The sequence below is a fragment of the Mesorhizobium sp. M2A.F.Ca.ET.046.03.2.1 genome, assembly GCF_003952425.1.
Lineage (GTDB): Bacteria > Pseudomonadota > Alphaproteobacteria > Rhizobiales > Rhizobiaceae > Mesorhizobium.
In genome coordinates this window covers 1,614,965-1,631,754 of sequence record NZ_CP034449.1, presented here as the reverse complement: position 1 = coordinate 1,631,754, position 16,790 = coordinate 1,614,965, and the positions used below count along the sequence as shown (strand labels likewise).

The 16,790-nt window shown below is 64.5% G+C and carries 18 protein-coding genes; 3 read left to right on the top strand and 15 right to left on the bottom strand.

What is annotated here, in order from left to right; genetic code table 11:
* Positions 1 to 15 precede the first annotated feature (15 nt).
* On the bottom strand, positions 16 to 612 hold the full coding sequence (locus EJ072_RS07825; RefSeq protein ID WP_126079201.1) for a histidine phosphatase family protein: 597 nt from the start codon (positions 610 to 612) through the stop codon (positions 16 to 18).
* The gene (locus tag EJ072_RS07820; protein ID WP_126079200.1) at positions 609 to 1,712 is read right to left on the bottom strand and encodes an inositol-3-phosphate synthase; all 1,104 of its coding nucleotides are present in this window, start codon (positions 1,710 to 1,712) and stop codon (positions 609 to 611) included. Before EJ072_RS07820 ends, EJ072_RS07825 begins: the two co-directional genes overlap by 4 nt.
* 154 nt (positions 1,713 to 1,866) lie before the next feature.
* On the opposite strand from EJ072_RS07820, the gene EJ072_RS07815 reads away from it, so the two are divergent.
* The gene (locus tag EJ072_RS07815) at positions 1,867 to 3,600 is read left to right on the top strand and encodes a hypothetical protein (RefSeq protein WP_126079199.1); all 1,734 of its coding nucleotides are present in this window, start codon (positions 1,867 to 1,869) and stop codon (positions 3,598 to 3,600) included.
* 17 nt (positions 3,601 to 3,617) lie between these two features.
* Here EJ072_RS07815 and EJ072_RS07810 read toward each other — a convergent pair whose 3' ends face one another.
* From EJ072_RS07810 to EJ072_RS07770, 9 genes are all read right to left on the bottom strand, one after another.
* A complete protein-coding gene (locus tag EJ072_RS07810) occupies positions 3,618 to 3,803 on the bottom strand; it encodes a hypothetical protein (protein WP_126079198.1) in 186 nt (61 codons plus the stop codon).
* 80 nt (positions 3,804 to 3,883) lie between these two features.
* Positions 3,884 to 4,918 carry a UDP-glucuronic acid decarboxylase family protein gene (locus EJ072_RS07805; RefSeq protein WP_126083543.1) on the bottom strand — a complete coding sequence of 345 codons (1,035 nt, stop codon included), beginning with the start codon at positions 4,916 to 4,918 and terminating at the stop codon, positions 3,884 to 3,886.
* A 23-nt stretch (positions 4,919 to 4,941) separates the two neighbouring features.
* Complete coding sequence (locus EJ072_RS07800) at positions 4,942 to 6,051, bottom strand: glycosyltransferase (protein WP_126079197.1); 1,110 nt, start codon at positions 6,049 to 6,051, stop codon at positions 4,942 to 4,944.
* A complete protein-coding gene (locus EJ072_RS07795; RefSeq protein WP_126079196.1) occupies positions 6,048 to 7,142 on the bottom strand; it encodes a glycosyltransferase in 1,095 nt (364 codons plus the stop codon). Before EJ072_RS07795 ends, EJ072_RS07800 begins: the two co-directional genes overlap by 4 nt.
* A complete protein-coding gene (locus EJ072_RS07790; RefSeq protein WP_126079195.1) occupies positions 7,139 to 8,269 on the bottom strand; it encodes a glycosyltransferase in 1,131 nt (376 codons plus the stop codon). Before EJ072_RS07790 ends, EJ072_RS07795 begins: the two co-directional genes overlap by 4 nt.
* A 2-nt stretch (positions 8,270 to 8,271) precedes the next feature.
* Entirely contained in the window at positions 8,272 to 9,372 is a 1,101-nt protein-coding gene (locus tag EJ072_RS07785) for a glycosyltransferase family 4 protein (RefSeq protein WP_126079194.1), read from the bottom strand.
* Entirely contained in the window at positions 9,357 to 10,649 is a 1,293-nt protein-coding gene (locus EJ072_RS07780; RefSeq protein WP_126079193.1) for a TIGR04295 family B12-binding domain-containing radical SAM protein, read from the bottom strand. Before EJ072_RS07780 ends, EJ072_RS07785 begins: the two co-directional genes overlap by 16 nt.
* The gene (locus EJ072_RS07775) at positions 10,646 to 11,719 is read right to left on the bottom strand and encodes an NAD-dependent epimerase/dehydratase family protein (RefSeq protein WP_126079192.1); all 1,074 of its coding nucleotides are present in this window, start codon (positions 11,717 to 11,719) and stop codon (positions 10,646 to 10,648) included. Before EJ072_RS07775 ends, EJ072_RS07780 begins: the two co-directional genes overlap by 4 nt.
* The gene (locus EJ072_RS07770; protein WP_126079191.1) at positions 11,716 to 12,822 is read right to left on the bottom strand and encodes an SDR family NAD(P)-dependent oxidoreductase; all 1,107 of its coding nucleotides are present in this window, start codon (positions 12,820 to 12,822) and stop codon (positions 11,716 to 11,718) included. Before EJ072_RS07770 ends, EJ072_RS07775 begins: the two co-directional genes overlap by 4 nt.
* Positions 12,823 to 13,011: 189 nt before the next feature.
* Here EJ072_RS07770 and EJ072_RS07765 point away from each other — a divergent pair, with 189 nt between their 5' ends.
* A complete protein-coding gene (locus tag EJ072_RS07765; RefSeq protein ID WP_042647258.1) occupies positions 13,012 to 13,284 on the top strand; it encodes a hypothetical protein in 273 nt (90 codons plus the stop codon).
* A gap of 199 nt (positions 13,285 to 13,483) precedes the next feature.
* Here EJ072_RS07765 and EJ072_RS07760 read toward each other — a convergent pair whose 3' ends face one another.
* The 3 genes from EJ072_RS07760 to EJ072_RS07750 all read right to left on the bottom strand — a co-directional run bounded on the left by EJ072_RS07760 (position 13,484) and on the right by EJ072_RS07750 (position 15,817).
* Complete coding sequence (locus EJ072_RS07760) at positions 13,484 to 13,723, bottom strand: hypothetical protein (protein WP_126079190.1); 240 nt, start codon at positions 13,721 to 13,723, stop codon at positions 13,484 to 13,486.
* 41 nt (positions 13,724 to 13,764) lie between these two features.
* Positions 13,765 to 14,943: a zinc-dependent alcohol dehydrogenase gene (locus EJ072_RS07755; protein ID WP_126062618.1), complete on the bottom strand. Its 1,179-nt coding sequence runs from the start codon at positions 14,941 to 14,943 to the stop codon at positions 13,765 to 13,767.
* Between the two features lie 88 nt (positions 14,944 to 15,031).
* Positions 15,032 to 15,817 carry an SDR family NAD(P)-dependent oxidoreductase gene (locus EJ072_RS07750; RefSeq protein WP_126079189.1) on the bottom strand — a complete coding sequence of 262 codons (786 nt, stop codon included), beginning with the start codon at positions 15,815 to 15,817 and terminating at the stop codon, positions 15,032 to 15,034.
* Between the two features lie 84 nt (positions 15,818 to 15,901).
* Between EJ072_RS07750 and EJ072_RS07745 the strand changes: the two genes are divergently transcribed.
* Positions 15,902 to 16,171 carry a hypothetical protein gene (locus EJ072_RS07745; RefSeq protein ID WP_245467250.1) on the top strand — a complete coding sequence of 90 codons (270 nt, stop codon included), beginning with the start codon at positions 15,902 to 15,904 and terminating at the stop codon, positions 16,169 to 16,171.
* Positions 16,172 to 16,412: 241 nt separating this feature from the next.
* Here EJ072_RS07745 and EJ072_RS07740 read toward each other — a convergent pair whose 3' ends face one another.
* Positions 16,413 to 16,730 carry a hypothetical protein gene (locus EJ072_RS07740; protein ID WP_126079188.1) on the bottom strand — a complete coding sequence of 106 codons (318 nt, stop codon included), beginning with the start codon at positions 16,728 to 16,730 and terminating at the stop codon, positions 16,413 to 16,415.
* Positions 16,731 to 16,790: the final 60 nt, after the last annotated feature.

Genomic DNA, 16,790 nt, shown 5'->3' with positions numbered 1-16,790 from the left:
CGGTTGCCGCTCCCGTCAGGCGATTTCATTCAAACGGACCAGCTTCGACCCCCAGTCGCCGTGGACGACCGTTGTGATGGAGGCCGGCGCGATGTCGAAGCGGAAGCAATCGCCGAGCGGGAGGCCGAGGATCGCGCAGACAGCCGCCTTGATGACATCGGCATGGCTGACAAGCGCGATGCACTGACCCTGTCCATTCTCGCGCAGCGCGTCCATCAGGCCGATCATCCTGTGCTGCACGTCCAGCATGGTCTCGCCGCTCGGCGTGCGGGCGCTCTGGCGCTGGTCGTTCCAAAGCCGCCAGCTTGCGTCACCGTTGAGTTCCTCGAAGGTCTTGCCGGACCATTCGCCGAAGTCGATCTCGTCGAGTTCCTTGCAGATCGCGATCTTCTCAATCTCGCAAGCGATGGCGATCGGCTTCGCTGTTTCCAGCGTGCGCTCGCGCGGACTGCTCAAGATCGCGGCGAGCGGTTCGCGTGCCATGCGGCGAGCCAGATGCAACGCCTGCGCCTGGCCGGCTTCGCCCAGGCGAACGCCCTCGAGCCGCCCGGCCAGGTACGAGCCGACATGATCATGCGCCGCGTGGCGGATGAGAAAGAAGGTGGTGGTCATTCGGCGGCGTCCAGCATCGGCTCGTCATTGCCGGCGATGAAGGCGAGCGTGCGCAGGCGCGCCTCTGCGTCGGTGAACTGCTCCGGCGGCGACTTCATGAAGTAGCTGCTGGGGCCTGTGAGCGCGCCGGCAATACCGCGGTCGAGGGCAAGCTTCGCGCAGCGGACGGCGTCGATGACGACGCCTGCCGAATTGGGCGAATCCCAAACCTCCAGCTTGAGTTCGGCATTGAGCGGCACGCCGCCGAAGGTGGTGCCTTCGACGCGGATATAGGCCCATTTGCGGTCGGTCAGCCACGGGACATGGTCGCTGGGTCCGACATGGATGTTCCCGGCCTCGAGCGGGACGTCGATCTGGCTGGTGACGGACTGCGTCTTCGAGATCTTCTTCGATTCCAGCCGCTCGCGCTCGAGCATGTTGAGGAAGTCGGTGTTGCCGCCGAAGTTGAGCTGGTAGGTGCGATCGATGCGCACGCCGCGCTCGCGGAACAGATTGGCGAGCAGCCGGTGCACGATGGTTGCGCCGACCTGGCTCTTGATGTCGTCGCCGACCAGGGGAAGGCCGCGCTCCTCGAAGCGTTGGCGCCATTCCGGCCGCGAAGCGATGAAGACAGGGATGCAATTGACGAAGGCGCAGCCTGCATCGAGCGCGCATTCCGCGTAGAAATGGGCGGCCGCTTCGGAGCCCACCGGAAGATAGCATATCAGAATCTCGGCCCCGCTCTCCCGGAGTCGAGCGATCACGTCGGCAACCGGCTCGCCAGACTCCGGAATCTGGTCCCGGAGATATTTGCCGATGCCGTCGAGCGTCGGGCCGCGATCCACGCGGACCCCAGTCGGTGCAACGTCGGCGAAACGGAAAGTGTTGTTGGGCGCGGTGTAGATCGCTTCCGCCACATCGCGCCCAACCTTGTTTTCCGCAACATCGAAGGCGCAGACCACCTCGATATCGTCAACATGGTAGCCGCCGAGATCGGCATGCATCAGTCCGGGGATCGGCTCGTTGCCGTTGGCGTGGCGATAGTAGGAGAGACCTTGCACAAGCGATGATGCGCAATTGCCTACGCCGACGATGCCGATACGAACCTTCTTCGATGTCACGAAACCACGGCCTCTTTGGTTGGAGGTAAGTTCCTCGGCGCCGAACCGGGAGCGGCCGCGAATGTTCCTTCGCGCCGCGAAAAATTGCCGAGCCCGATTGCGGATCAAACAGGCGCCGCTTCGCGTTGGCGACCAGACAGCAGGCAGGAGCCGTATGATCGTCTTCGGCGACCACAAGCGAACGCATAGCGCAGAGCAGCTCAGGGAAGCTGTCCTGGCCGAGGCTGAAGCGATTGGCGATCTGCCTGCCGGCATCGAACGTCACGCTGCTCTGGTCGATCTTTTCGTTACCGCCTCGGAACTCTTCCAGGGCCTTGCCGACGCGGAATTCGACACCAGAGGTGCCGACGGCAGTTCGGCGAGGCAGAAGCTGGGTTCTGAAATCCTCGTCGAGCTGTCGCGGGAAGTGCTGCGGTCCTGGCAGCAGGGATTTGCCCGAAAAGGATCGCTCGATGCGTCGCTGCTGGCGAAGCTCGCCGCCATCGACTGCGGCAGCAAAATAACCACCGGGCCGGCCGAAGGCTATGCGCTGTACGCCCTCTATCCGGAAACCTATCTGCTTGCGGCGCTGCGGTCCGGTCTCGACGCAAACACCTGCGTCATCGGCATCCGCAGCATCGGGCTCGGCCTCGCGGCGATGGTCGCCGCCGCCCTGCATGCGCCGCCGCCAATCAGCGTGCGGCCGATCGGCCATCCGTTTAGCCGGCACATGAGCGCGGCGCCAGAACTTCTGGGCTCTTGGCGCGACAGACCGCGAGCCGAATTTGCCATCGTCGATGAAGGCCCGGGCCTCTCCGGCAGCTCCCTTTATGCCGTCATTGTCTGGCTGCGCCGGCAGGGCATCGACCAGGAGCGCATTCATCTCTTCCCGAGCCATCGCGGCGGGCCGGGCGCGCAGGCTGATGCCGAGACCGTCGCTGCCTTGTCGCAGTGCCAAAGCCATGTCGCGGACTTCGAAGATGTCTTTGACGGCGCGGTTGCCCCCGGGCTACGGGACTGGATAGGACATCTGCTCGGCAAGGCCGATGTTGAGCTTCAGGAAATCTCCGGCGGCGCGTGGCGGGAACATCTATCTGCGCCGGCAGACGCCTGGCCGCCTGCATTCCCGGCATTCGAGCGGCGCAAATTCATCGCTTCGGCCGGCGGCGAACGCTGGCTGATCAAGTTCGCGGGCCTTGGCGAGACAGGACAGCGCAAGCTTGGTACGGCCAAGGTACTCCACGAAGCTGGCTTTGGCGCTCAGCCTGCCGGACTCTGCCACGGTTTTCTGGTCGAGCGCTGGATCGATGCCGACAGGCTGGACCGGGAAGGGCCGGCAAGGGATCTGCTGATCGATTGGCTTGGGCGTTACCTCGGCTGGCGCGCCGCCAAGCTGCAGACCGACAAGACAGGCGCGTCGCTGGACCAGCTCGCAGGCATGTCGGTGCAAAACTGCGAGGAAGCGCTGGGGGAGAGGTTCGCGCACGCCTTGCAGAGCTGGTTTGCCGGCCAGCCGTCACCGGGTCCGACGCGCCGGGTCGAGATCGACGGACGGCTGCATGCGTGGGAATTTCTGGTCCGCCCGCACGGGAGCCTGCTCAAGACAGATGCGTTCGATCATTGCCGATCGCACGATCTTATCGGCTGCCAGGGCATAGAATGGGACATCGCCGGGGCAAGGGTCGAACATGACCTGTCCGCCGCCGAGCTTTCGAAGCTCGTGGGCTGCATCGAGCAGGCGACATTGATCGACAGAGCTTTGGTCGACTATTTGGAGCCCTGCTATCTCGCGTTTCAGCTTGGCCTCTGGACGATTGCAGGGCAGTCGACTGACGAGGAAGAGCGGATGCGGTCGACGCGCGCAGTTGAACGTTACAAAGACGGACTTGTCCGGCTTCTGGTCTGTTGAAAGCCAAGCCCGCTGGGTCAGTCGAGCCTGCGCAGCATATCGGCTTCCTGCTCCAGGATGCTTGCCACTTCTTCCCGTCGCAGATGCGTCATCATCAGGCTGACGCAACACTCGAGATAGGTGATGGAAGCTCTTCGCAGGAACGCGGCGGTTTCCGCCGCCGCCATCTGGTCGATGTCGTTGACTGATCGCTTCGGCTTCACAGCTCGTCCTCCATCGCGGTTGTCATGCCCAACCGCGATGTCGGGTGGTTGTTCCGCCCCGGTGAAAAGATGCCGCTGCTTTAGAGCTGCAGGTTCTGCAGCTTTCCCCCACCCGCCCTGTCGATTGCAGTGACGGGCGCGATCGCCAGATCGTCCACCCCTGAAAAGTAGACGATCGTCTGCAGCAGGCCTTGCCTGAGAGGCACCTCGGGCGACCAGCCGAGAAGCGCCTTTGCGCGGCCTATGTCGGGGCGCCGGCGGCGCGGGTCGTCCTCAGGCAGAGGCAGGAATTTCACGGGCGATCTGGTGCCGGTCAGCTCGCGCACCAGTCTTGCCAGCTCAAGGATCGAAAACTCCCCGGGATTGCCGAGATTGACTGGCTGGCGTGGATTGGGGTCGACATCCATCAGGCGGCGCAAGCCCTCGACCAGATCGGTGACATAGCAGAAGGAGCGGGTCTGCCGGCCATCGCCGAAGATCGTCAGCGGCCGCTTCTCGATCGCCTGCATGACCAGATTGGAGACGATACGGCCGTCGGCGGGGTCCATCCTCGGCCCATAGGTGTTGAAGATGCGCGCGACGCGAATATCCGCCATCTCGGCGCGCTGATAATCGAAGCAGAGCGTTTCGGCGGCGCGCTTGCCCTCGTCGTAACAGGCTCGCGGTCCGGTGCAGTTGACGTGGCCGACATAGTCCTCGCGCTGCGGATGCTGTTCCGGATCGCCATAGACTTCGCTGGTCGATGCTTGCAGGAAGCGGGCGCCGCTGCCGGCGGCGAGCTCCAAAAGGTTGAGAGTCCCGATCACACAGGTCCGCGTCGTGTGGATCGGGTCGGCCTGATAGCGAGGCGGCGATGCCGCGCAGGCCAGGTTAAAAACGCGATCGACAGGTTCACCGAGTTCCAGAGGGGTGCAAACGTCCTGCTCGATCAGTCGAAAGCGCGCCTGGCCAACCAGCGAACTGATATTCTCCATTCTGCCGGTGAGGAAATTGTCGACGCAGATCACGCGATAGCCGTCATGCAGCAGCGCCTCGCATAAATGCGAACCGAGGAAACCGGCACCGCCGGCAACAAGCGCGGTCCTTCTTTGTTCAGCCCTTTTAGATCGCCGCATATCGATGGTCTCCTGTCTGCCGCTCATGCCGCACTTTCGACGTCAAGATCGACCGCCGGACGCATCCCCACAGACGGCGTCAGCGCCGAAACGAATTCACGTGCCCTTGCCATGGCGGTATGTCTTGAAAGCACCGCCTCGCGCGCCCGTCTGGCCATGTCGAGCCTTGCCCGCTCGGATTTGGCGCTGAGGATCTCCTCGACATCTGCGGCAAAAGCTGCCGTCTCGATCGCCGGTCCCGGGAAGAAATCGTCGAGCCCGGGCCAGCGGTCGCTTATGATCGGCGTGCCGCAGGCAGCGGCTTCGAAAAGCCGCACGCTGGGCGACCATCCGGCCGCGATCATCGACGCCCGCGTAAGGTTCAGCGTATAGCGCTGGCGGCTGTAGAAGGCGGCATGTCCAGAAGGCGGCAGGTGCTCGATCCGCTCGACATTGTCCGGCCAGGCGATATCGGAGGGATATTGCGAGCCGGCGACGACGAAGCGGCGGTCGGGCAGGCGTCGCGCAGGCTCCAGAAGCAGCGCTTCCAATGAGGGCTGGCGATCGGCGCTGTAGGTGCCAAGATAGCCAAGGTCCCATTCGATGGCGTGTCTGGTGCGACGATGTCGCGTCGGATCGACGGAGCAGTAGAGCGCCTCCGCCCGGCGCGCGCCGAACTCGGACTCCAGCCGCTCCAGCGTCGGTCCGCCGGTGAAGGAGAAGTAGACGTCGAAATAGGGAATCTGCCTGCGGGCAAGATAGTCGCAATCGTCATCGGCAACCCGCGCCAGCGTCACCGGTGTGTCGATGTCATAAAAGCAGAACTGCCCCGTGCAGAGCGAAGCAAGATCGTCGATGATCACCCTGCCTTCCGGCACGAAGGAGCCTATCACCACTGCATCGGCGCGCTGCAGCTCCCGCCGGTGGTTTCGGCGCAGCTCCGAGACTGTCTCGTAGTAGCGCAAGTCGCAGAAATCGGGATCGCGCAGGTCCCGATGATGCGCGTACCAGGAGACGTCGCGTTCGAGGAAGGTGACGCGATGGCCGAGATCGTTGAGCGCGCGCAGCAATCCGCGGAAAGTCGTCGCATGGCCGTTGCCCCAGGACGAAGACAGGGAGAGCCCAAGGAAAACGATGTCGAGCGGTTTCGTCATTCCGCAGCCTCCATTGCGCGGCGCTCGAAATGCGCCTTGAAGATGTCGTCCACCAGCCGAGCCCTCAGCGTGTAGGTATGCTCGGCCCGAACGCGCCGCAGCGCTGCCGCGCCGATCGCCTCCGCCCGCTGTGGCGTCAGCGTGCGCATGATCTCGGCGACATCGGCCCCGTCGCGGGCGACCAGGATCTCTTCGCCGGGGGTCAGGAAAAATTCGATGCCGAGCCAGGCGTCGGTCAGAAGGCACGCGCCGGCCCCCGCCGCCTCGAAGACACGGGTCGCGGGCGAAAACCCGTTGGCCGCCATGCTGTCGCGGCTGATGTTGAGCACGGCCTTCGGCGTGACGTTGAAGGCGTTGTGATCGTTGGTGCCGACATGCCCCAGCCATGAGACATTCGGGGGCAGGGACTTGTCGTCCCAGCCGGAACCGCCCAGCAGGAAGCGCTGGCTGCCGAGCCTGCGGGCCGGGTCGAGGAAGAAGGCGTCGACGCGCGCCTCACGGTCGGGCAGCCGATTGCCGAGGAAGGCCAGGTCGCAGGCAAAGCGCGGATTTGCGGCGACCGGATGATGCGTCTCAGGATCGAGCGCGTTGTAGATCGGCACGCATTCCGCGGCGCCGAGCGCACGATAATCCCAGACGACCGGGTCGCCGCCGCCGTAAGTCAGCACGATGCCGATCCTCTTCAGTGCCTCATGCAACGGGTGTTCGGCGTCGTTGCGCAACTCGCTCAGGGTCGCCGGCGCGTCGACATCCCAGAAAACGGTCAGCGCGTCCGGGCGGGCATTGTCGAGGACTGCCCGCAGCAGCGCATCGTCTTCGAAGCCGACGCCGCTTGCCTTGACGACAACGTCTGCCTGCGCGGCGCGCGAGGCGACCTGCATCAGCGCATGCGGAGTCGGCTCGTAGACCACGACGCTGCACCAGTCCGGAGCTTCGATGTCGCGATGCTTCTGCCGGTCGTAGACGTCGGGCTCATAGAAGACGATGTCATAGCCGCTCTGCGACAGTGCCTTGAGCAGGCCGCGGTAATAGGTGGCGGCGCCGTTCCAGTAGGACGACAGAAGGCTCGATCCGTAAAAGGCAATCTTCATGCGGCCGCCTCCCTTGCAGGCTTGATTTCAGCCGCCGCGCGATTGCCGCATGCGGCGAGGATGTCGAACAGCTCGTCGCCGCGATGCCGGCATGTGTGCCGCGCCTGGATGGTCTCCAGGCCCGATGCGGCCAGCGCGTCCGCTAGCTGGCGATCGTTCAGCACGTCGCGGAGGTGGTCTCGCATCTCGGCGCCGTTTCGGGCGAAGAGGAAATCCGTTCCGGAGCGGAACAGGCCTTCGACATCCGACCATGGCGCAGACACAAGCGGAATGCCGCAGGCCAGCGCCTCGAACATGCGAATGGTGGGAATGCCCGGCAGGCTCTCCCGGTAGGGCCGGCGTGGGATGTGCATGGTGACGCGATGCCGGGCGAAGGCCTTCGGCACGTCGGCATTGGCGATCCAGCCTTCATAGCGCAAGCCGGTATCCGCGAGGGCCGTCAGCGCATCCGGCGGATAGCGCACGCCGTGCACGGTTCCCGACGGCGCGAGGGCGTGCGCGGGCTCGATCAGGAACTCGGCGATCTCGGCGCTGCGTTCGTCGTCGCCCCAATTGCCGATCCAGACGAGATCAGACTCACGGTCGATCTCGGGCAGCGGCTTGAACAGCCGTTCGTCCGCCGCCTCATGCCAGGTGAAGACCCGTCTGCCCCAGCCGGCACGAAGATAGCTCTCCCGCAGCACTTCGCCGAAGACCAGAACCCCGTCATAATGCTCGAGCTGAAGCACCGCGATCGCCTGCGTCGCCGATACGGCGCGATGATGGGTGTCATGGAACAGCAGCGTGAAATCGCCACCCCGGCCCCGAATGCGGCCGATGCGAGCGACGAGCTCAGGGTCAGTCCATTCATGAACGATGACGATATCTGCGCCGGCGAGCCAGGACTCATGCTGGAAACCCGCGTCGTAGGTCACCGCCATCAATTCCGGAAAATCCTTGCGGAAGCGCTCGACGGCGAAGGGGCCTTGCTGGGCGAGCAGGTTCGATCGGCTCCAGCCGTCGGCGGGCTCCAGCGCGATCACCTCATGGCCGCGCGCCACAAGCTCGCGCATGATGCCGCGCTGGAAGTGCGCGTTGCCGTGGTTCCAGTCGGAAACCGCCGAATGGGTGTAGAACAGAAAACGCATGGTCAACGCCCCGCTGCGGTCAGCGCCGCCCGATTGTAGATGTCGCGCATCATCCTCACTTGCTTGCCCAGCGAGAATTTGCGTGCCTGCCGCGCGGCGCGCCTGCCGAGCTTGCGCCGCAAGCTTTCGTCACGGGACAGGCTCTCGATGCAGCCGGCCAGCGCGTGTGGATCACGCGAGTTGAAGAACATGGCCGCGCCGTCCCAGATCTCGCGGTAGGTCGCGATATCGGCGAGCACCAGCGGCGTGGCCGAGAGCGCTGCCTCCAGGGCGGCCAGCCCGAAGGGCTCGTAGATGGAAGTTGACACGAAGATGCCGGCCCGCCTCATGCGGCGCCGAACCTCGCGGTGGTCGATTGAACCGAGAGAGACGCAGTGGTCGAAACGGGCGCGCTGTCCGTCGGGGCCGGCGAGCGGACCGGCGGCCTGAACGGGCCAGGCGCAGAGCGCGGCGGCGGCGTCGAGCGATGCCGCGTTCTTGCCCTCGTCCCACCAGCGCGCGGCAGCGAAGACAAAACGCTCGCGCCGTCCCGGCCTCGGGCCGGGCAGGGCGCCATTATGGACGACGCCCAAGCCTGCGATCGCGCCGTAGCAGGCTTGGAGCATCTCGGCATGGCTTCGGCTCGGAGCGATAACGACATCGGCGCGATCGAATCCGGCCCTGTTGCGATCTCGCTGCCAGGACCAGGCGTCCGCCGGCGCCTGCCCACGCACCGCGTGCAGCCAGGTGGCCACGCATGAATGCGAGACCGCGACGATGGGACATGTCAGATCAAGTCCGGCGGCTTGCGCCGGCGCATTGAGATGGACGAGATCGATCGCATAGGTCTTGGCAAGGCTTCGCAATTCGCCCGGCAAGCGGTCGAGATCTTTTTCATCGCGCGTCATCCAGTCCGGCGGGCTTTTCAGCCAAACCAGCGTGGCGAAAGACTGCGCCTCACGCGCCTGCTCCGGGGAAGGCTCCGGCCCCAGCCCGGCAAGCACGATGCTGTCGCCGCCGGCCGCCAGCTCGCGAGCCAGGTCGAGCGAGTAGCGCCACACCCCGCCGACGGCGTCGGTCGTCATCAGGATGCGCCGCGGACGATGGATCAGTGATTGCAGCATGAGGACTCCAACTCGGCCAGCGCATGCGGGCGCTGGTCCTGGATGTCGCTGAACGAGCGGAAGGAGGCGAGGTAGTGCTCATGCGCGCGCTCCCAGGCGAGGTCGTCGGGTTCGCCCCAGAGTTCGCGATAGCTGGGCGAGCTCGGATAGGGGTAGAGCGGCACGGGCTCGTTCGCCCAGACGCCATGATCGATGAGGTGCTTGCGCCAATAATCCACCAGCGCCGGGTCGTCCTCAACCACGCCGATCAGATTGGCCTGGACGAAAGGCACGTTGCGGCGGGCGTCGATAAGAAGCGCTGCGAGGTCCTCAGTGTCGAGGCGGCAGCGCTTGGCCAGCATCGCGCGGCCCTCGACGGTCAGGCTTTCAAGGCCTGCTTCGATCGAGACGCAGCCTGCCGCGCCGAGCAGCTCGAGCAGTTCCGGCTTCCACAGATCGATGCGCGTCTGGACGCCGAATTGAACGTCGCGATCGACCAGCGCTTCCAGCAGCGCCTTCTGCGGCAGGAAGATTTCGTCGATGAAATAGATGTAGCCGACGCCTTGCGCGATCAGCCCGTCGATCTCGGCGACGATGGCATCGTGCTTTCTGCGCCGATAGGCATCGCGAAAATCGATCTTGGCGCAGAAGCTGCAATTGTAGGGACAGCCGCGCGAGGCCTCCACCTCGGCGCCGGCGCCCTTCTGGACGGTATCGAACCTGTGGTGGTGGTGGCCATGCGCCGCGATCCAGTCGGACGGCCAGGTGAGCGCCAGGTGATCGACGAACGGGCTGACATGAACGCCGCCATTGCAGGCGAGACCGTCGCCCTGGAGGCTGGCCGTATGCGCGACCTTGCTCCAGTCGCTTTGCCGCGCGAGTTCAGCCACGACCTCCTCGCATTCGCCGCGCACGACGACATCGACGCCGAGCTTGCGCAAGGTGGGCGCCGGCGTCGCCGAGCCGTGCGGTCCGACCGCCACCGTGCGGCCGCCGCGCCCGGCGAGATGGTTGAGGAATTCTCCGGGAACACGCAGTTCCGGCGGCGCGCAGCGCCAGAACAGATAGGTCGGGGCGGTGGTCACCACCGTCATGTCCGGCGCGAATGACGCCACCTGCTCGGCCAGCGCCGCGTTGTCGAGGGCCTGCAATTGTCCGTCCAGCATCAGGACGTCGTGTCCATCGGCCTCCAACATCGCTTTGGAATAGCCGAGCTCCAGCGGCAGATGCGGCTGGCGGCAGCCGAAATAGATGCTGTGCTCATACGTCCAGAACGGATTGACCAGGGCTACCTTCATGCGACGTACCTCGTGGCTTCGGGGCGCGATTGGAGCCGATGCCGCAGCAGCCAGTTGGCGAGATCGCAGACGCCTTCGCGCCATAGGACATGCGCTTGCCAGCCGATCGTGGCTTGCAGCTTGCGCGTATCGGCGACGAAGTAGGGCTGATCGCCGGTGCGCTCGTGGTCGTGGCGGATCGCGATGTCGCTGCCGGTCATGTCGGCGATCTCCGCCAGCAGCAGGCGCAGGCTGACCGCGTTGCGCGGGCCGCCGCCCAGATTGAACGCCTGGCCTTTCAGGTCCTCGATCCTGGCGAGCACGCCGCGATAGGCGGCCACGGCATCGGACACATGCAGGATGTCGCGCACCTGCCGGCCGTCGCCGTAAACGGTGATCGGCCGGCCCGACAGCGCGCTGAGAAGAAAATGCGCGACCCAGCCCTGGTCCTCGGTGCCGAACTGGCGCGGCCCGTAGATGCAGCTCATACGCAGCACCGCCGTCGGCAAGCCATAGGACTTGGAATAGTCGAGCACATACTGATCCGCCGCGCCCTTCGAGCAGCCATAGGGCGTGCAGAAATCAAGGCCGACCTTCTCAGCGACGCCGCTCGTACGCACCTCCTCGTCGAGCGGTTCATAGTGATCGTCGGCTTGCCGAACCGCGATCTGGGGCAGGCTGCCATAGACTTTGTTGGTGCTGGCGAAGACCACGGGAGCTCCGGTGCCGCGGGCCGCTTCCAGCACGTTGAACGTCCCCTTGAGGTTTATGTCGAAGTCTTCAGCAGGATCGCTCAGGCTGGTCGTCACGGCTGTTTGAGCGGCCAGATGGAAAATCGCTTTGGCCGGCGCCAGTGCGGTGGCCAACGCGCTCAGATCGCGAATGTCGACGATTTCGACGATCAGCCGCTCGCCATGCTTTTGCGCCAGCCAATCGAGATTCTGCTCGACGCCTGGACGGCTGAGATTGTCGACGACCAGCACTGTCTCTCCATCGGAAAGCAGGCTGTCGGCCAGGTTGGAGCCGATGAAGCCGCTGCCCCCGATAACGGCCACGGGCGCCTGTCGGGCGGGGCGGTGCGTCTGGGTCATGAGACCAATCCTCGCTCTTCCAGCTCGCGCCGCATGTCGGCGCCCCGGTCGATGACGACGCTGTTGCGAACCCAGGCGGCGAATTCGCCGAGCGAATTTTCCAGTCGATGCTTCGGCTCGAAGCCGAGCAGCTCGCGCGCCTTGGCAATGTCGGCGAAGCAGTTGCGGATATCGCCGGAGCGCGCCTTGCCCAGGATTTCAGGCGGGCGCTTGGGAATACCCATCGCCCTGGCAAGCAGGCGAGCCACTTCGCTGATCGAATAGGCGTGGCCGCTGCCGATATTGATGGCATGGCCGGCGGCCTGGCGCTGTTCCAGAGCAAGCCGGAAAGCGGTGGCGACGTCGCGCACATGCACGAAGTCACGCTTCTGCTCGCCGTCCTCGAAGATCGTCGGCCGCTTGCCGCTGGCGAGACGCGAGGCGAAGTTGGCGAGAACGCCGGTATAGGGATTGGAAAGCGCCTGTCCGGCGCCGAAGACGTTGAAGAGGCGCAGCGCCACCGCATCGATGTCATAGGCCTGGCCGAAGATCAGCACCGCGCGCTCCTGCGCGTATTTGGTCAGCGCGTAGATCGAGGCGAGATCCGGCCGCTTCTCCTCGTCCGTGGGAATCGGCGACAGGGCCTCGCCCGATGCCGATCTGAGATCCCACAGGCCGTCCTTGATGTCAGCGTGCTTGCGTCGGGCATTATCCATCCGCTCGCCGTCCGCAGTCCGGTAGAGGCCTTCGCCATAGATGCTCATGGAGGATGCCACGACGATCCGTTCGACCGGATGCTTGATGAGTGCCTCGAGCAGCACCGCCGTGCCGAGGTCGTTGGTGCCGACATAGCGGGCGATCTCGTACATGGACTGGCCGACGCCGACCTCGGCCGCCAGGTGGATGACCGCGTCGATATCCGAAACCGCCTCGGCGACCGCATCGCGATCGCGCACGTCGCCCTTGATCAGCTCGGCTCCGGTCGGAAGGTTGATGGCTTCGGCGCCGTGTACCTGGTCGACAAGTGCATCGAGCAGGCGCACGCGATAACCATGGTCGGCGAGTTCCTGGGCGACGTGGCGGCCGATGAAGCCGCAACCTCCCGTAACCAATACTCGTTTCACGATGACTCCCTTGCGGATTTTGCTTCGGCGCCCCGAACTGCGCGGTAAAAGGTTTGTTCCCTGCATCAACAAAGTTCCCGCCGCGGGAGGTCACGCAGCTCGGACAAGGGCTGTGCAACCCGGTGGAACATTGCCCTTTGGCTGCTGTTAGGGCCGCTCACCAATCCCCGCTGCGAGAAAGGGAAATCCATGTCCGAGGCCAAGACGACCACCAATCACGACGAGATCCGGAAATGGGTGGAAGAACGCGATGGTCAGCCGGCCGTCGTTCGCACGAAAGGCAAGGGCGGCATTCTGCGCATCGATTTCGGCGAGCCCGAAGACACGCTGGAACCGATCGAGTGGGACGAATTCTTCCGCATTTTCGACGAGAACGACCTAGCCTTCCTGCATCAGGATGAAGCCGGCGGCGGAGGAACGAGCCGCTTCAACAAATTCGTCGAGCGCAGCCAGAAGGACTAGAGCAATTCCAGGAAAAGTGTCAGCGGTTTTCCGTTCGGAATTGCGTCAAAACAAAGAGATAGAGCGGCTCGCCGTTTCCGTGAAACGGCGAAACGCTCTAGTGGGTCGAGAAGCTGGCGTCGTGGCGCCGTTGGAGGGAGAGGAGGCCCTGCAACGGCGCCGCGGCAGGCGGTCAGGCTGCCGCATTTGTTCGTGCCGCTCAATCGAGCGGCTTGTCCGTCGGCCTGGGTGTCTGCCCGGTCTGGCGCCGTCGACCGGCGTTGCGGTTTGCAACAGGATTGTCGAGCGGCGAGGTCGAGGGCTCCCGTGCGCCTGAGGTCTTTGGGGCAGTCGGTCTCGCGCCCGCATCGCGGTCCTGCGCATCGCGATGCGGATGCGGAAGCCCCCCGGGATCGGGCGATTTCACCGCAGGCTTGGACGTGTCTTTCGGTTCAGCCATTTTCGAACCTTTCCTCGTTCAGCCGTTCGCTATCCGCGCGATCAGCCGTGCGGGCGCATCACCACCTTGATGCAGCCGTCCTGCTTGTCGCGGAATGTCTTGTAGAGATCCGGTCCTTCCTCCAGGCCCGCGCGGTGGGTGATGACGAAGGACGGGTCGATCTCGCCGCTTAGCACCTTCTGCAGCAGCGGCTCGAGATAGCGGTGAGTATGGGTCTGGCCCATGCGGAAAGTCAGCCCCTTGTTCATCGCCGCGCCGAACGGAATGTGATCCACCAGGCCGATATAGACGCCGGGCACCGAGATCGTGCCGCCCTTGCGGCAGCAATAGATCGCCTCGCGCAGCACATGCGGCCGGTCGGTGCCGAGATAGACGGTGGCCTTGGCCTTATCGAGCATGGAATCGGACGTTGCGGTGGCATCGGCCTCGGTGCCGACGCAGTCTATGCAACTGTCAGGGCCGCGACCGTCGGTCATGGCCATCAGGGCATCGTAAATATCGGAATTGCTGAAATCGAGCGTCTCGGCCTTGCCGTAATCACGCGCCATGGCGAGCCGTTCCGGCACTTTGTCGATGGCAATGACACGGCCCGCGCCGAGCATCCAGGCGCTCTGGATGGCGAACTGCCCGACCGGCCCGCAGCCCCAGATGGCGACAGTGTCGCCTTCCTGGATCCCGGCGTTCTCGGCCGCCATGTAGCCGGTGGGAAAGATATCGGACAGGAACAGCACCTGCTCGTCATCCATGCCGTCAGGCACCTTGATCGGGCCGACATCGGCAAAGGGCACGCGCAGATACTCGGCCTGTCCTCCCCAATAGCCGCCGACCAGATGCGAATAGCCGAACAGGCCCGCTGGCGACTGGCCCATCACCTTGGCGGCCTGCTCGGCGTTGGGGTTCGAGCGGTCGCAGAGCGAGAACAGGCCGTTCTGGCAGAACCAGCACTCGCCGCAGGAGATGTTGAAGGGAACGACGACGCGATCGCCCTTCTTGAACTTCGTGTGAGCGCGGCCGACTTCCACCACTTCCCCCATGGTCTCGTGGCCCAGCACGTCGCCCGATTTCATCGTCGGCATGTAGCCGTCCATCAGATGCAGGTCCGAGCCGCATATGGCGCAGCACGTGACCTTGATGATGATGTCGCGATCGTTCTCGATCGCCGGGTCGGCGACCTGGTCGCAACGAATGTCGCCTTTGCCATGCCAGGTCAGGGCTTTCATCGGTTGTTCCTTTGGGTTGTCGATGCTTAGCGGGCTACGAACCGAACTGGCGCTGGGCGGGAATGTTCCCGGATCAGAGCCCGCGTTTTCAGCCATTCTTCGCCGAACCCGGTTCGGCCATGTTGCGGTGCTGTTCGGCCAGCATGCCGGCCGGTGTGACATGGGCGGCGGCGGCCTGCATCTTGTTCTTCCAGCCGCTGACCACTTGCTCCTCGCCGGCCATCAAGGCGTCGTAGCCGTCCCTGGCCACATCGGCGGGATTGTCCTTCTCTTGCACCCCGATCTCGGTATCCATCATGTCGGCGCGCTCGAAGAAGCGCGTCTGCGTGGCGCCCGGCATCAGCACGGTGACGCTCACGCCGCTGTCCTTCAGCTCGTGACGCAGCGCGATGGCGAAGGAATCGATGAAGGCCTTGGTGCCGTTGTAGACCGCCTGGAACGTGCCTGGCGTGAAGCCGGCGATCGAGCCTGTGAACAGGATCCGGCCGCGACCGCGTCCGACCATCTTGCGGCCGAGCCGATGGGCCAAATAGACCGTGCCGGTGATGTTGGTGTCGATGACGCGGCGTGCCTCGTTCCAATCCTGGTCGATAAAGCCCCGGCCCAGGCCGCGCCCCGCGTTGAGGAACAGGAGATCGATGTCGCGGTCGCCGATCTCGGCGATCAATTTGTCGGCGCCATTCTCGCGTGCAAGGTCGGCCTCCACCGCATCGACCGAGACGCCGTGCGATCGGAGCGCCTCCGCGGCCTGCTCGATGGCCGGCTCATCGGCGACGATGACCAGATCGTAGCCGTCCTTGGCGCAGAGTTTCGCGAGCTCCCTGCCGATGCCGCTCGAGGCACCGGTGACCACCGCCAGTTTCCCGTTTCCCATTCGATCCTCCTGAGTGGTTCGGCCGAACATCCGGTTGGACCGAATGTTCCTTGGGATCGGAGGATTCCGCACGATGAAACTGCAATGCCTTCGGCCGAGGGAACCGCGTGGGCGCTCTGGCTGTTGGATCGGCAAGGAGCAATCGCCATGGGACTCTTTTCCGACCTGAACAAGAAGCTGACCGAAAACCTCTATGCCCATGGCAGCTATCTGAGCGATCCGAGCGCCGACCTGCCGCGGCGGGTGGAGGAGACGGTCGATCTGCTGATGGCCTTCGTGAAACCCGAGGCGCGGGAAACAGTGAAGCTGCAGATCCTCGGTATCATCCACGAGCATATCTTTGACGAGGAGTGACTCCGGCGATCGCTCGATCCACCGGAGACATAACCGTCAGGATGCGGTCATTCCGAACGGCGGGATCCGCGCTGCTTCTCGGCGTCGCGCAGCAGCCGCACAATGGCATCCACTGGAGAGGGGGCGGTCGCAGGCTGTGCTTTCCAGCGCCAAAGATGGCGAAACAGACTTCTCAAGCTGGGCATCGCAATAACCTCCTGCGTTATCAAACCTGGGACGGCGAATGATGTTCCTTCCATGGCTAGTGCAGGGCCGCGGCGAGCAGAAAGGCGACCGCGGCCAGGACAACCAGCGCCACGATGACCAGGACCGGCCCGTTCCTGCTCGGCTCGAGGTGTGGCGCGTTCTCCGGCGGTCGCATCGCGTTGGCAAAGCTCGACTGGTTGGTGAAGTTCGGTTTGCGCGGCTCGGCCGGCGCGGCGGACGTCGAGACAGCACCGGCTTCGGCGTCTGCTTCCTGCGGTGCCGCCGCCGGGTCGAATCCGGGTGTCTTGTCCTGCGTCCTGCCGGCCTGGATTTCGCCGCGGGCCTCGGCCGGTGTGCGTGGGTTGGGTGACATTCGGCGCCTCCTTTGTTCCCAAACCTTCATCCGGCCCCGCTGTTCCAACCGCGCCTTCTT